This is a genomic window from Parabacteroides sp. KHUB-02 (assembly GCF_056640955.1).
This window is the reverse complement of sequence record NZ_JBWQEV010000001.1, coordinates 4458764-4474399: the sequence shown is the minus strand read 5'-3', so window position 1 is coordinate 4474399 and position 15636 is coordinate 4458764. Positions and strand designations below refer to the sequence as shown.

General features: G+C 42.2%; 12 protein-coding genes. 5 read left to right on the top strand and 7 right to left on the bottom strand.

The annotated features are described in order from the left end of the window. Nucleotides 1–152: 152 nt before the first annotated feature. The 5 genes from ACYIA1_RS18805 to ACYIA1_RS18785 all read right to left on the bottom strand — a co-directional run bounded on the left by ACYIA1_RS18805 (nucleotide 153) and on the right by ACYIA1_RS18785 (nucleotide 6714). The gene (locus ACYIA1_RS18805) at nucleotides 153–1679 is read right to left on the bottom strand and encodes a fimbrial protein (protein WP_480336243.1); all 1527 of its coding nucleotides are present in this window, start codon (nucleotides 1677–1679) and stop codon (nucleotides 153–155) included. A gap of 54 nt (nucleotides 1680–1733) precedes the next feature. After that, on the bottom strand, nucleotides 1734–2861 hold the full coding sequence (locus ACYIA1_RS18800) for a fimbrial protein (RefSeq protein ID WP_480336241.1): 1128 nt from the start codon (nucleotides 2859–2861) through the stop codon (nucleotides 1734–1736). Between the two features lie 41 nt (nucleotides 2862–2902). Continuing rightward, complete coding sequence (locus tag ACYIA1_RS18795; RefSeq protein WP_480336239.1) at nucleotides 2903–3814, bottom strand: FimB/Mfa2 family fimbrial subunit; 912 nt, start codon at nucleotides 3812–3814, stop codon at nucleotides 2903–2905. Nucleotides 3815–3856: 42 nt separating this feature from the next. Next, entirely contained in the window at nucleotides 3857–5158 is a 1302-nt protein-coding gene (locus ACYIA1_RS18790; RefSeq protein ID WP_480336237.1) for a fimbrial protein, read from the bottom strand. 227 nt (nucleotides 5159–5385) lie between these two features. After that, nucleotides 5386–6714 (bottom strand): ATP-binding protein, encoded by a 1329-nt coding sequence (locus ACYIA1_RS18785; protein WP_211738937.1) that lies wholly within the window; start codon nucleotides 6712–6714, stop codon nucleotides 5386–5388. A 132-nt stretch (nucleotides 6715–6846) separates the two neighbouring features. Between ACYIA1_RS18785 and ACYIA1_RS18780 the strand changes: the two genes are divergently transcribed. The 5 genes from ACYIA1_RS18780 (at nucleotide 6847) to ACYIA1_RS18760 (ending at nucleotide 11919) form a co-directional block, all read left to right on the top strand. After that, nucleotides 6847–7884 (top strand): phage integrase SAM-like domain-containing protein, encoded by a 1038-nt coding sequence (locus ACYIA1_RS18780; protein WP_480336235.1) that lies wholly within the window; start codon nucleotides 6847–6849, stop codon nucleotides 7882–7884. A 216-nt stretch (nucleotides 7885–8100) separates the two neighbouring features. After that, entirely contained in the window at nucleotides 8101–9486 is a 1386-nt protein-coding gene (locus tag ACYIA1_RS18775; protein ID WP_004312638.1) for a hypothetical protein, read from the top strand. A 4-nt stretch (nucleotides 9487–9490) separates the two neighbouring features. Beyond that, nucleotides 9491–10357 carry a DNA adenine methylase gene (locus ACYIA1_RS18770; protein ID WP_004312637.1) on the top strand — a complete coding sequence of 289 codons (867 nt, stop codon included), beginning with the start codon at nucleotides 9491–9493 and terminating at the stop codon, nucleotides 10355–10357. Continuing rightward, the gene (locus tag ACYIA1_RS18765; protein ID WP_004312636.1) at nucleotides 10354–11244 is read left to right on the top strand and encodes an AAA family ATPase; all 891 of its coding nucleotides are present in this window, start codon (nucleotides 10354–10356) and stop codon (nucleotides 11242–11244) included. The genes ACYIA1_RS18770 and ACYIA1_RS18765 overlap by 4 nt, the downstream gene beginning before the upstream one ends. A 75-nt stretch (nucleotides 11245–11319) precedes the next feature. Then, on the top strand, nucleotides 11320–11919 hold the full coding sequence (locus ACYIA1_RS18760; protein WP_008640975.1) for a hypothetical protein: 600 nt from the start codon (nucleotides 11320–11322) through the stop codon (nucleotides 11917–11919). A 166-nt stretch (nucleotides 11920–12085) separates the two neighbouring features. Here ACYIA1_RS18760 and ACYIA1_RS18755 read toward each other — a convergent pair whose 3' ends face one another. After that, nucleotides 12086–13408, bottom strand: coding sequence for a sigma-54-dependent transcriptional regulator (locus ACYIA1_RS18755; RefSeq protein WP_004312633.1), 1323 nt, complete (start codon nucleotides 13406–13408; stop codon nucleotides 12086–12088). Continuing rightward, nucleotides 13401–15629, bottom strand: coding sequence for an ATP-binding protein (locus tag ACYIA1_RS18750; protein WP_217315537.1), 2229 nt, complete (start codon nucleotides 15627–15629; stop codon nucleotides 13401–13403). The genes ACYIA1_RS18755 and ACYIA1_RS18750 overlap by 8 nt, the downstream gene beginning before the upstream one ends. Between the last annotated feature and the right edge of the window lie 7 nt (nucleotides 15630–15636).

The window sequence follows — 15636 nt, the reverse complement described above, 5'->3', positions numbered from 1 at the left end:
ATTGGAAATAGCATTTTAAGGGTGTGGTTAAAGCTATCTTAGGCGATAGGGATACCTATGCAGGGTGCAAATCCATCCATCATAGGACAAAAAAACGGAGCCCGGAAATTCCGAACCCCGTTCTCGCTATTAATCGTTATGAAAGAGTTTAATCAATTCACGTCTGTCTCGGTTTGCGTGATGACCGTCCAAGGCTCAACCTTAATACTGAAACTGATACAAGCGTTCAACTCGCTTGTGTCAGGGTCCTTTGAGCCTTCACCGGTTATCGTAGCGTATATCTTATAGATGGTATTACGTTGTACACCAATAATGCCACTAGCCGCATCTTGCTTAATTGGTATACGGTAGTAGCGATCTTTTTTAACCACATCATTACCGAGTCCTTCCGTTTTTCCTTTTGGATACCAATCGCCTCGAAGAATTAACATGGTCTGTATATATCCAGATGGAGTATCACTTTTACCCGGATCTGAAGGCATATCTTTATCCCCCTTCATTTCAAACACATAAAATTGAGGCATATCTTTACGTCCTTGTTCATCACCGCGAATCGTTTGATCATTAAAAGAGAACCAATTTTTAGCATTATAATCTATGGAACCATCGGCGTTCAAATTAGAAGAATGACTATGACCCGTCATTGCGATAAGTACCCCCTCATCCATTTCACAATGTAAAGAAGCTACATTTTTACTACCGTTCACTAAGAAATAGTCATCCCGGTTATAGCTACAACCATGAGAATACGCTTTAGCATTGTCCAAACTATACGGTTCCGCGTCAGCATAGATAAGGGAAGTATTGCTAGCGTTCGCAATATATACATCTTTCAACTCAAATGACGCGTTAGCATAATTGTTCTTGAAGTCGCAATCAATAGCTTGAAGTTGGACACGGGCTACATGGCGGGTTAATGGGATTTTATCAGCATCTGGAATACTTGCCGGATCATAAGAGGAACTTTTTTCAGTCCATCCTTCCGCTCCACTTGTTTTCTCAATCACCCTATGTGCTGCACCTACTGCCGCATTGTTTGTATATATAATAGAAGGGGCTGTAGCTCCTTTCACCCAATTATCATATGTTGTTCCTGCCAGAAGCTTATAACTACTACCTCCACCAATCGTAACTATCTGGCTGAACATCGGTACATAGTATCGCATACCACCCATATGCACATACGAAAAATCAACGAGATCTTCAAGTTCGGCAGTTTTCATATCCCCCAAATTAGAAGGAGGCGTAGCAAGTTTCGTATTCGCCAGAAATATCACTTTCAATTGCGTATCGGAAAGTTCACCTGCCGCCGTAGCCTTTACCTTAACAACGATATCCTCAATGGTTTTCACGGAGTTGGTGCCATCCGAAGTTACCGTTTTCATAGCGGCGAATTTATATGCATCCTCGTTCCCCCCATTGTCTACATAGAACAAATAGGCGGTTAGTTCATTAATAAATTGCTCGTTATTACTGCCAGATTCTAGCACAGCATCACCGCCCTCTTCCGTTGCACCTTTTGTCTGTATCCCATCCAAAGCCGTAGCGGTAAGAGAGACGTTCGCATCTATCATCTGATAGTTCTCTTCCGGTATCTCGATGCCATTCGAGCTATCGTCCGAGCAGGAGGCGAAAGTGCATGCGGCGAAGGAGGCTAATAATAAATGTCTTAGTTTCATATCCTTTTGTTTTTTCTTGTTTATACTAAATTTCATTCCCTATGATTCCATAATTTAGTCTATTACCGGATGCTGCATTACCGGGCCCCAGCCTACTACCTGCACGGCTATATTCAAGTTGGTATCTACCTCGGGTTCCGGATCCGGACCTGGGCCCGGGTCTGGCGTTACGGGAATATTGTCGAAACTTTCGCCGTCAAAATAAATACGGAGACGGTAAACGTAGTTGCGACGGATGAAATTATGATCATAGCCGTTCTGCAAGCCACCCGCATTGATCACCGCCGTGAAGATTTTCGTATGGTCCTGATAACTGGAATTTCCCCGTAAGGTAGCTTTTACGGCGATCATCGTGTGATCGTCGCTTTTCATATTTTCCATTACATAATGAACGAATGGCGTATTGGATATCGAAGTGCCATCATTTACCAACAGATCCTCGAACGAGGTATCTTCCGAATTTCGCACGGCATCGGGAGCCTCTGTCTCTCCCCAATCCGCCTCACTGAAATAGTAAGACTTTGTCTTCATATTGTAGATGCCTACCGCATCGATTCGCACCTCACGTCCGGCGAACGGCGTTCCGGCAAAACGAGTGGATATATTCACCAAATCAATACGTGCGGCTACACGGGTCAAAAGGATCGGGTCGGAGATGCCATCCACATTCTGATCGCCAAGATCCGTATATCCTAAATAGTTATCTTCCTCAGATAAAGTGGATTTTGTAACGATCACTTGACTACTCATCGTTAGGTTCGTTTGCGATTGCGAGGAGAGGTCTACCAAGCGAGTCTGGAACTCATCATATGTAGAAACGGTAGATAATAAATCTCTCGGTACGTTCGCCAAGACAATGATCCGTACCCGGACAGCCTTCGTTGTCGGCACATCGGCTATTATGGCGGAATGTTCCGCCCCGGAAAGAGCCTCCCATTTATAACCGAGCAGTTCCGTGCCGGTCTCATTAAATACTACCACTGCCAAATTATTGATATAAGCCTCACCCTCCAACTCATTCACGTCATTGGGATTATAGGCTTTCGTAGCCGTACCGGACGCCTTGACAGCGACGGACAGCTTAGCGCCTTCTAAGGGAAGAACCGGATCCTCATCTTTAGAACAACTCACACAAGCGAGAATCGCCAAACCGGATAAAAATATGTTCGCTAATAATTTCATGTTCGTATCGTATTTCTTATTTATATATGATGAGGTACCCTTTAATGCATCGGAATATCTTCTTCCACTACTCCCCAAGGACGAACGGTTGCCCGGACGGATAAGGTTCCGCCCTCACCCCATTCAAGGATCAGATGGGTATTCTCTCCCGCGCTCGTATAAATAGGATCACCGTTCTCGTCTACCTTGGCCGAGCCTAACGATACTCCATTGGCGCTTATCGACACAGCCATATCCTGTCCCGGACAAGCGGTTTGCATAGTAGGAGTTATCCATTCAACCCCGGACTCGTTCCACGCACCTTCCGGATTATAATATACGCTATCGCCAATCTGCGTGCCACGGTAATCAAAACCACTTAATGTATTATTCAAGTAGAAGTCGCAATCCGCGGAACTTCTCAACCCCATCCTGCCGAGTTGCTCTTGCAACCCTCGGGTCTCGATCGTGACCGTACCCACTTTCGGACGAATCACGATCTCAGTCTCCTTCGCTACGCCTCCGGCTTTTGTCAACACTTGTTCGCTACCATAATAAAGGCTATCCGGGGTAACCGCCAAACCATCTTGGCTTTTCAACATCACTTTCAAGTCCTCTATGGTCTGGGCCTCCGATACGGATTGCTTTTCACCCAAGGCATTCACGTTGCCCCATGCCACGATACGTAGACTACGATCGGCGGTATAGCCATCCAATACGATCTCATTGCGGGAACGGATAAAGTTCTTATCCAAGCGACGTTTCTCCAAGTAATTCAGATTCTCGTCGAATATATACAGATCGGTAGATTCCATCCATCCGTATTCCGTTATATCATCTCCCTTGATATTCTCGACCTTCAGTTTGAGCGTATAGCATTGATCCAAATCCTCCTTGATGCAGCTAGTCGCTATCATAACGAACAAAGCCACAACTAAGAGAAGCAATTCCTTTATAAACAGTATGTGTTTCATAATCCTAATTTTTTCTTATCAATTATTTTACCCAATATTGCTTTATTCTACTTCCTCATGGATAGTCTTCACGTTCCATGGCTCCACTTTCACGGATGCGCTCACATTGGTGGAGATCATCGGGTCGTATGGGATCTCGGAACCGGGGCCGATAATCGTTAAAGAGATCGCGTATTTGTAGTTACGTTGAACATAGAAACCTTTTTGAGTTCCAGTTTTCCCGTCAATCGTAACTTCCGCTCCTAGAGGTATCGCATAATAACAATTTTCTTTTTTCACATAATTAGTTTCAGTATCAGCCAAACCATTCGGCAGATAGGTATAATCTCCTTTTACGATCAATAAGGTGTGGTTAGCGTAATCCCGGTTCGCGGAAGCTTTGTCCGCTTCAGCGATCTCTCCCAATTTATTTTCATAGACATAGAATTCATGATTCAAGGCTGTATTGTCTTTTGTATGAGCCTTTGCTAATTCATCTCTTTTTGTCTGAGTTCCTTTTTTATAAGAACCCTCGTCGATATTCGGAGATCCTGAGAATTCTTTACCTACCATATAATTTGAATATCCAAAACCTGTGTTTGTAAAGTCAAATGTTTTCTCTATCCCCCCCCAATTGGATGCGGAAGCCACATTAGAAACACCTTTCGCGCTAGCGATAAAGACTTCTTTTAAAACGAAGCCTTTACTTATATAATTCGCATTTTCCAGATTATCTACCTTAAATTCTTTCAAAGCGATCGAAGCGACATCGCGGACTAATTTAACCGGGCCTGCTCCGTAAACTTCTTTACCGGCTTGACCTCCTACGGTTATATCGCCCGGCTTCGTACTATAACCAATATAATTAGTCGTATTCGCGACCAAAGTTACTGTAAGCACCTCGCTGCTCATAGTCAAACCTTTTTTCAGAGTTTCCTCCTCCAGCTTAATCACCGTAGCAAGAAACGCGTCTTTCGTACCGGCATTGGCCAACGCTGCCTGAACATTTGCCGAAGCATTGGCCACGACAACAACTTCTGCCGCACCCGCATATACCTCTTTCGGACCGATTTCTTGCGTGGTCACATCTGTACTTGTAGAGGTCGTTATGTCCTCACCGCTCACCGTATATACCATACTCCAACCCGTACCGAACACCCCGACCGTAAGCGTATTCACGTCCGCGTCCGTAGGAGTAGCCTCCTCTCCCGCCTTCGTCATCGCACCCTTCTCGCTCTTGATCGCCAAGGCCAGTTGCGCTTTCTCCAGTACCGGCGCTTCCGGAATCTCTATCGTGTTATCGTCCGAACAAGCGACCAGACCACATAACACCAACGATAAAAGAATATATCTCTTGAATCTCATTGTATAATATTTTTTTATTTCCACATTTAATATGTGGCAAAAATAGGAAGGATATATCGTGGCGCTGATAGGCAGAACTCTCTATAATAAGAGACAAATGTATCAATTTCATAAAAGTGATAGGTTTCCCTACCTTTTGCAACTTTCACCTATAGAAAAAGGCTCAATCCGTGTATTTTATGCTACCGGGATGGTACTCGGATCATCCTAGTAACAAATATACATAATCACTTAAATTCAGCAAAATCATGGCAAGAAAAAAGCAAGACCCATTTCCATGCAGGGATCACCTTGATCTCCTTGCCTTCTCTATTGAATGTATTTTCCTCGTCTTTCGTGACAATGATAAGATTCTCGCATCCGGTCACCGAGGCGGCTTCCAGCAAGCCTTTGATTTCCCTTTCTCTCGTACTCGCATCCACCATATCCCAAGTGACCTGTATGAGTTGTATCACGTTATCCTCCCGTTGAAGCACAAAATCGCACTCACAATTTCCTTGATAGTAGGCAATCTTGTCCGAAGGGAGCCGCATCCGGTTCAGTTGCATGAACACGGTGTTTTCCAGATTTTTCCCATTGTCGTTGCTCTGCGGCATAAGCACGGCACCACGCATACCGTTATCTATACAGTAGTATTTATCAAGCGATTTCTGTTCCTTTACCAGCGAACGGTCGTATTTGGAGATTCGTGCGAACATGAAGATGTTACAGATATAATCAGCCCAAAGATACAGGTCATCCTTACTGACTTTAAGCCCTTGGGACTTGATGTCCTTGTAGATGGCATTGATGGAGGTAGGCTTGGTGAGATTGGCCATGACGCGCTTGACGAAATACCGTACCACACCCGTATTGGATATCTTGTAATGTTCGGCCAAGTCTTTCAATATCATCGTGTCGAAATAGCCGTGAAGCAGTTTCAACTGCTCCGACCGGGATGACGTCAATACGATTTCGGGAAAAGCGCTTGCTTGATTGTATGCCTCGAAAGCCATCTTCAATCTAGCCCTGTCCTGTTCCAAATAGCTATTAGTGGTGATCCCCTTGAAGCGGCAATATTCATTGAACGAAAGCGGGTAGGTCTCGTATTCCAAGGGATATCCGCGCAGAGCCGAACTTAACTCTGTGGACAGCATGGTAGCATTGCTTCCGCACATATAAATGTTCTTACAATAAGATTTATAGACACGCAAGACGAAGTATTCCCAATCCTTAATCAATTGAATCTCGTCGAAAAACATATACACATCTTTTATGGGTATATCCGGAAACATCTCCATGTATGAAACTATCACATCATCCAAATCATCGGATGACATATTTTTCAAACGCTCATCATCAAACCCTAGCCATAATATATTTCTAGGGGAAACCCCTTCACGGACAAGCCCATTGATAGCGATCTCCATTAATGTGGACTTACCGCAACGACGCACACCCGGAACCGTAATGATCTTGTTTCGGTTGATCGGTAACTTTATGTCTCGCTCAATCACATCAAACGGAATTTCGCTTTGCTTGATGGCAATAAGAGATTTGATGACATCTTTCCTCATGATTTTCTTTTTTTATAGGACAAAGATAGGATTTATTTCCTAAATTACAGGAAACAAACATATTGATATTTCCTTGAAATTAGGAAATACTATACTGAAAAACTTACATAATCACTTAAATTCAGCAAAATCATGGCAAGAAAAAAGAATGAGGTGAAAGCGAAAGAGCCCGTAAAGCTCCGGTTCAAGAAACTGTCGAATGCGAACCAGTCCATATATCTGGACATCTATTACAAAGGAAAGAGGTATTATGAGTTCCTCAAGCTCTACCTCACCCCGGAACGTTTCCCTGAAGACCGTGATAAGAACCGGATCACTTTGCGCTTGGCCAATAGTATCAAGGCACAACGGATCATTGATCTTCAGAACGAGATTTATGGTGTCCGTATGATAAACGGGCTCGGGAAAAAAACACTTTTAGAATTCCTCTCGGAATTGTACACCGATAAATCCGCGCATGGCGACAAAGCCTATTCCCTACGATTAAGAAGTCTGGCCAATCATCTTAGAGACTATATGCCGCAATGCTTGCTTAAAGACATAGATACCGGTTTCGTGAAAGGTTTCATCGCTCACTTGCGTAAACAACCCAACCTCAAAAGCGACTTCACGATTCACGGTTATTACCGGCTCCTGAATGTCACACTCAATAAGGCGGTCAAAAAAGGGCTGATCCTCTCGAATCCTTGTGGTTCGCTGGATACAGACGAAAAACCCCACAAACCTACCAGCCTGCGTACTTATTTGACCCTAGAGGAACTAAAGAGGTTAATCCGGACAGATTGCGCATGCCCAGAGGTAAAAAAGGCTTTTCTGTTCTGCTGTTTCTGCGGACTCCGGATCAGCGACTTGACCGCTCTTAGATGGGAAGATATGCAAAAAGAAGGAAATGATAAATTCCGTTTACAGATCATACAGAGAAAGACGAAAGAGGCTATTTATCTCCCATTGTCCGAGGAAGCGATAAAATACCTTCCCGCAAGGGAGAATGACAATGACAGGGTCAGCTTGATATTCCATCTACCTAGCCTCACGATTATATGTCAGGTATTAAAAGGCTGGACTTTAGCCGCCGGCATCAAGAACAAGAAAGTGACCTTTCACGTAAGAAGCCATAGTGTATTTTCTTTTTTCTTAAAAATCAATAGCTTACAAAATATCCCAGTTTGACAGGTAACGATTTAGAAACCAGCGAAAATCTGTATTCCACTTCGTTTTGCAGTAATTCAAAAGAACGCCTTTTAGCATTACAAAGATAGGCATTATAATTGGATTATAATAGGTTTTAGCCTACAAAAAGTGAATTCCATATATTTTTATTGCTCAATTACTGCTAACTTCACTAAAAATGAGTAATTTTGTACTTTAATAAGTATGAGTGTTACCATGGTTGTAAAAACAATAAAATTGACATCACTATTTGTCAATACTGAAAATTATAGATTTGAGCCTCTGTCTTCACAAAAGGAAGCGATAGACAAGATGGTAGAGGACCAAGGGGATAAATTATATTCTCTTGTAGACGATATTGTAACTAATGGTCTTAGTCCAGTCGATTTAATCATTGTAACGCCTAACGAAGATAACAACAAATATATAGTACTCGAAGGTAATAGGAGAATAACATCATTAAAATTATTAAACAATCCAACATTAATTGATGACAAGTACATTTCTTTAAGGAAAAAATTTCAGAAATTGCAAAAAGAAAATCCTAATGCTATTTCTGAATTGAAGAATATTGCTTGCGCTGTTTTTGAAAACCCAACGGAAGCTGATATTTGGATAAAACGTAAACACTCGGGAGAGCTGAATGGTATCGGTACAGTTACTTGGAATGCTCAACAAAAGCAAAGATTCGAGGAGAAGACAGAAGGAAAATCATCGATTCCATTGCAAATTATCACTTTATTGAAATCACAAGATAATGTTTCTGATACGATTAAGGATTCGTTATCCAAACTAAATATTACCAACCTGCAACGTTTGATGTCAGACCCTTATGTTAGAGAACACCTTGGTTTGGGAATTAACAATGGAACTTTAGTTTCAAAGGTTGAAGTGTCAGAAGTCGTCAAGGGGCTTATAAAAGTTGTTACGGATATTCTTAATCCAGAATTCAAAGTTTCAGAAATCTATAATAGAGAAAAAAGGAAGCAATATATTGACAATTTTGACACGAACCAAAAGCCAGACCTATCTAATGAAGCGTCTGAACAATGGAGTGTTCAAGATATTGTAGACAATAAAGGGCAGGTATTAATAAATAGTGAACGCAGAGAAATAAAAAAGGCTAATAATCAGAAAGCTAGAAACAGAGCTGGCTTAGTGCCCAAGACTTTGATTTTGCATATCAACAACCCCAAAATCAATAAAATTTTTGAGGAGTTAAAACATATCCAAGTTAAAACATGTCCTAATGCATCTTCTGTACTGCTGAGAGTGTTTTTAGAATTGTCAGTTGATGCTTATTTGGAAAGATATGATTTGGTAAAAAACAATGCTATAACTGCGTGTTCTTCCAAAGAGGATTTGAACGGGAAAGTTTGTAAAGTATTAAATCATATGACCCAATTAGGAACAATGAGTAATGATTTATCTAAAGGTATAAGGTCTGAAATAAATGATAAAAATTCAGTCCTATCCATTGAATCCTTGAATGCATATGTTCATAATGAGTTTTTCTATCCTAAAGCAGACAATTTGATTATAGGATGGGACAACATAGAAAGTTTTTTTATCCAATTATGGGAATCTATAAATAAAGAATGACATTATGGAGTTTTTATCACCTTTAAGATATCCCGGTGGAAAGGCAAAAGTCGCTGATTTCGTACAGTGTTTAATCAAAGAAAATGCATTGCTTGATGGTACTTATGTTGAGCCATATGTAGGAGGTGGTTCTGTTGCTTTATCCTTGCTCTTTAATGAATATGTTAGTGATATATATATAAACGATAAAGACATATCTATTTATGCCTTTTGGTATAGTGTTCTTAATAACACGGATGCTCTTTGCCAATTAATTAAGGATACTCCCATAAATGTCGAAACATGGTTTAAGCAAAAAGAGTTTCAGCAGAATAAAGAAAATAGAAATGTTGATTTATTAAATTTAGGGTTTTCCACTTTCTTCCTAAATAGAACAAATCGTTCAGGAATTTTAAAAGCTGGAATCATAGGTGGATACGACCAAACTGGAAATTACAAGATTGATGCGAGGTTTAACAAAGAAGATTTGATAAAAAGGATTCAACGTATAGCAGACTACGCGGAGAGAATTCATCTAACAAATGACGATGCTGTTACTTTAGTGCAACGATTAAAAGATGAATTACCTTACAATACTCTATTATATTTAGACCCGCCATACTATATAAAAGGAAAAGGGCTTTATCTGAACTACTATAATGACACAGACCATCAAAACATCGCAAATGCTATAGGTGCAATAGTAAATTGTAAGTGGATTGTCTCTTATGATAATGTGCCATTCATAACCAACCTATATTCAAAATATAGGCAACAATGTTTTGAATTGAATTATAGTGCGAGTAACTCAGGAAAAGGTGAAGAAATAATGATATTTTGTGACGATATAGTTATTCCCAAACACAAATTATTTAATCATTCAACAAAGTGAAAATAACTCACATTCATATCGAAAGGTTTCGAGGCTTCCAAAATGAAGACTTTGAAGTAGGCTCTCAATTAACAGCAATTGCAGGACAAAACGGAACTCAAAAGTCAACATTACTGGGTATTGTAACACAAACCTTCACTCTTAAGCCTGAGGATCCAATGAGAGCGGAAAAACCTTTGTGTGGTGGTAGCTATATTTCTGCATTCAAAGATAAGTTTAGATTATCGCCCATTTTTGATAGACCTAAAGGTCATGAATGGACCATTTCTTTTGATATAGGAGTAGATGACTTTACTGTCGAAAGCATCAAACGTACTGGAGACCCTAATGTGCGATTTTGGAAGAAAGGAGCAAGGCAAGAAGGGGATGGATATATCTCCTTTCCCACAATCTTTTTAAGTTTAAAGCGGTTAGTTCCTATGGCAGAGGAGGCCAAGATTATAACTGATGACACATTATTAACTCCAGAGGAACTAAGTGAGTTTAAACAATTACACAATAAAATTCTAATAGTACAAACTCCCATTTCTTCTGCAACAACAATAACCTCAAAAAATAAGCAATCTATAGGCGTATCCACTGAATTATACGATTGGAATCAAAACTCTATGGGACAAGATAATCTGGGCAAAATTATCTTGGCATTATTTTCTTTTAAAAGATTGCATGACAAATATCCCCAACAATATAAAGGTGGAATTCTTGCCATTGATGAGATGGATGCTACAATGTATCCAGCGTCTCAAGTTGAGCTATTAAAGATTTTGCGCAAATATGCGTCTAAACTTAATTTGCAAATTTTATTTACTACTCATTCAATGTCTCTTCTTAAGGTTATGGACGATTTAGTTCAAGAAGTAAGTAAACAAGAAGAAACAGCTAAGTAGGTAAAGATTCTTTATCTAAAGAAAGTCGATGACAAGATAACAATCAAACAAAATGTAGATTTTAAAGGTATTAAATTGGATTTGAATGTTGTTGCAGAAGGAAAAAAACGTAAGAAAAACAAAATTACTGTATATACAGAGGATAATGAAAATATATTATTCGTTAAAGCTATTTTAAAGACTAAAGCATCTATATTAGATTTTGTAGATGTAACTCTGCCGTGTTCAACCTTAACTGAACTTGTAAATAAAAACATACCTGCATTTAAACACCCATATTCTATCATCATATTGGATGGAGATGTTAGGATGAATAGGGCGTATCTTAAGAAAATAAAAAATGCAGATAACATTTTAATATTGCCAGGGAACAACTCTCCTGAAAGACTGCTGGCATCCTATTTGTATAATCTCTCTGATGCAGATCCATTATGGGGCAATATAGCAAATGGATATACCAAACAATTATGTTTCCGAGACTATACTATGGAACAAATAAATGCAGGAGGTGAGTTGGGGCGTCAAGATGCAAAAAAATGGTTTAATGGTCAGTTGGAATATTGGGGACGAAATGGTAATAAGGTTTTTAATCCCTTTTTACGTTCGATTCCTATCGAAGTACAAGAGTTTAAAAGAAATTTTGAAAATATGATAAAACGGTATATTTATGACTAAACTTCCGGTGACCACAATAAAGGAGCTTAAATGCCGAAAGTATTCTTTGGGTTCTTGGTCGATATATAATCAGAATCAGACTTTCTCTTTCATTAACCGAATAAGATACTGTTTCTTTTAGAGCTTTTGCTCAGGCACACTCAGTGAAACAGTGTCTGATTATCAGTTATGATTGCTTGAATTTATATTTAAGTCCATACTCTTCAAGTTTACTGTATAGTGTAGCTCTGCTTATTCCCAACAGTTCGGCGGCGGCACTCCGGTTGCCGTTTGTCTGCTTTAACGCACGCATTATCCGCTCCTTATCCTCCGCATCATTGCGCAGGGCGAAGCTGACAGGTGAGGTCGGTTTCGTCACGGCAAGTTCAAGATGCTCTTTCGTGACCACACCTTCCTGAGCCTGCAACACGGCTCCCATGATTTTCTGCCGAAGCTCCCGCACGTTGCCCGGCCATGCGTGGGTCAGCAACGCTTTACGGGCTTCGGAACTGAAACCGCTCACATTGCACTCCAGTTCCTTGTTGGCTATCTCGCGGAAGAACTCCGCCAACGGCATGATGTCCTCCTGACAGTCACGCAAGGGCGGCACGGTTATCACGAAGTCTTGCAGACGGTAGAGTAAATCCTGCCGGAAACGCTTTTCGCTCACTGCCGCCTCCAGATCCTCGTTGGTGGCGGCGATGATGCGGACGTTGAAACTCTTGTCCGATTTGTCACCGACCGGGCGATACCGCCTCTCCTGTATGGCACGGAGCAACATCTGCTGGGTCTCCAACGCAAGGTTGCCCACCTCGTCAAGAAACAGCGTGCCTCCTTCCGCCTCATGGAAATATCCTTTCTTGGTGCTGTCCGCACCCGTGAACGCGCCTTTGACGTGTCCGAAGAAAGCCGACGGCGCAAGTTCTCTGGATAGCGAACCGCAGTCCACCGCCACGAAGGGCTTGCCAGCCCGTTTGCTCTTGTCGTGCAGATGGTGGGCGATATGCTCCTTGCCTGTGCCGTTCTCTCCGAATATCATCACGCTCATGTCGGTGACGGCTACCAACTTTATCCTGTGCATGATTTTCTGAAAGGCGGAACCTTCACGGGCGAAAACGGGCATCCGGCTGTGTCTCGACTGACGCTCTTTCTGTATGGAGCGGATAAGGGGGACGAGTTTGTCCTCTATCAGTTTCTTCGGAATATAGTCTATCGAACCGAGTTTCATGCTTTCGACTGCCGTATGCACTTCGGCGTAGTCGGTCATTATGATGAACGGCTGCATCTTTCCCTCCTTGCGCATCCAGCGCAGCAGGTCTATTCCGTTGCCATCGTTTAGGCGCAGGTCAGAAACTACTATATCATCATCCGTTGCCTGTTGCAGATGTTTCTTCGCTGTTGACAGGTGGTAAGCCTTCACGGTACTGTATCCCTCCCGTGCCAGCAGATTGCAGACATATTCGCAATACACGATGTTATCCTCCACCACGATTATTCTTGTCTTATCCATTTTCGTATTTTCTCCTTTCCTCCTTTGCCAACTGTATAATCTCCGCTCCTTTATCCAACACGGTGGTCACGGAATTACTTAACGCCTCGTTATCGGACTTATCCTTTCCATGAAGCACACCATAAAGCACCTTCAGCGGCTGGTCGGCACGGAGTATCTCCCACGAACTGCGTAAGTGGTGTGTCAAGGCATCAAGTTCTTGCAGATCGTTTCGCATTGCCGCATCCCGTACCGCCTGCATTTCTTTCTCGGTTTCCGTTATCAGTTTTTCCAGCATGACAACTTCATTGCCGTAGGACAACAAGGCGGAAAAATCCGGTTTACCGTCCTGTGTCGCTTTAATGGCGCACTTGTCGGAAATTTCCAGCAGTTCCGATATGGAGAATGGTTTGAACAGGCATCCGGCAAAGCCTCGTTCCAAAAGTTCCTCCGCATCGCAACTGCCCGAAGCGGTTGCCACGACCACGGGGATTGTCTGTGAATTGCCAACATTGGACGATCGGAGCAGTTCCAGCAGCTCGAAGCCGTTTATGCCGGGCATATTCAAGTCCGTCAGCAACAAGTTGTATTCTTTTCGGCGTATCATTTCCATCAGTTCCGCCGCATCGGTGCAAGTGTCGCAATGTATTCCCTCCTGTGCATACATCTCTTTCAACATCAGGAGCAGCACCTCATCATTGTCGATGGCGACAACATTGAGGTTTCTCTCCTCCCGGTGGATATAAGTCTGTATCTCTTTTTCCGGTATTTCTTCGGCTTTCTGCATGGGTATTTCCACTGTGAAACGACTTCCTTTCCCTTTCTCGCTTTCCAAATGGATTTTGCCGTCAAGCATCGCCACTATGTTATGCACGATGGCAAGTCCAAGTCCGAAACCGTCTTTTGCGGCGGCGTTTGAGAGGCGTTCAAATGCCCCAAATACACGTTGCTGTTCATCTTCTGTCATGCCTGTGCCTGTATCCTCGAAAATCAGTGTCAGCACTCCGTTGGTATAATCGATAGTCAGCGACACACCGCCTTTCTCCGTGAACTTGATGGCATTTGACAGCAGATTGTTTCCAATTTGGATGATTCGCTCCTTGTCGGTCAGTACAACCGCATCGTTTCCGTTCTTTACGGTCAAGGAAAGCCCCTTGTTCATGGCGACGGGCATGAACTCCGTTTCAAGGGTATGCGTGATTGTGGAGATGCGGCAGGGCAACAGTTTGGGCTGCTCCTTGCCGTTGTCCAAGCGGAAGAAGTCCAGCAGGGTGTTAAGCATATCCCGCATACGGTCGGAAGATTGTTGTATGCTTTGAAGAAAATTCACATTGTTCTCCTTGCTGCACTCTTTCTGTAACAGCTCAGTATAACCTGTTATTGCCGTTAGTGGTGTGCGCAGTTCGTGGGTGATGGTATGTACCGCTTTCTTCCTTGATGCTATCAGTGCCTCGTTCCGTTGTACGGATTGTTCCAGTTGCCCTATCAAATCCGTTGTCTTGCGCTTGTATTGTTTGATACTCTTTGCATCACGGTGTATGATGATGTAGGAAATTAACAACAGCAGAAGGACGAATCCCATTAAACCGCCTACCTGCATAAATGACTTTCCACGCATGGCAACTATTTCGTCTTCCCGCCCTTGCAGGTCGGCTTGTTCCGACAATCGACGGCTTTGCTCTTTCTGTTCACTGACCATGCTTCTATTGGGTGAACGAAGCGTAGTTGTTGTTGTCGGCGGCTTCGTTTCCTCTTTTTTGCCGAATATGCCCAAGAACCCTTTTCGTTTCGGTTTCTTGGGCTGTTCCTGCATACTTGTCTGAACAATGAGAGGTACTTGACTGGCAATCTTCTTGTTGATGGATTGTTGTTCGTCTATTAACCGAACAATCTGAAACATCTGCCGTTCCTTATCTTCCAAAAGACTGCGCACACTGTCAATACGTCCAATTACATGAGTTTCATTGAACAGGCACAATGTGCTGTCCAATGCAATGCGTTGGGCATGGTAATTCTCCAAATCCGTTTCGTCCCAATCCAATGCAGTTTCTCCTAATAGCGAAAACTCTATCAGTTGGATATGAATACGGTTTACCTCCTTCCTGAATTCATCTATATGCCGGTTGCCAACCTCCAATGCTTCCACTTCCTGCCATTCATTATGACAAGTAAATGCAATGGCTACTACTATTAGAATTATGAAAGTGTGACTTAATGCTATTGCCTTACGTACAAATTCCATCTATTCT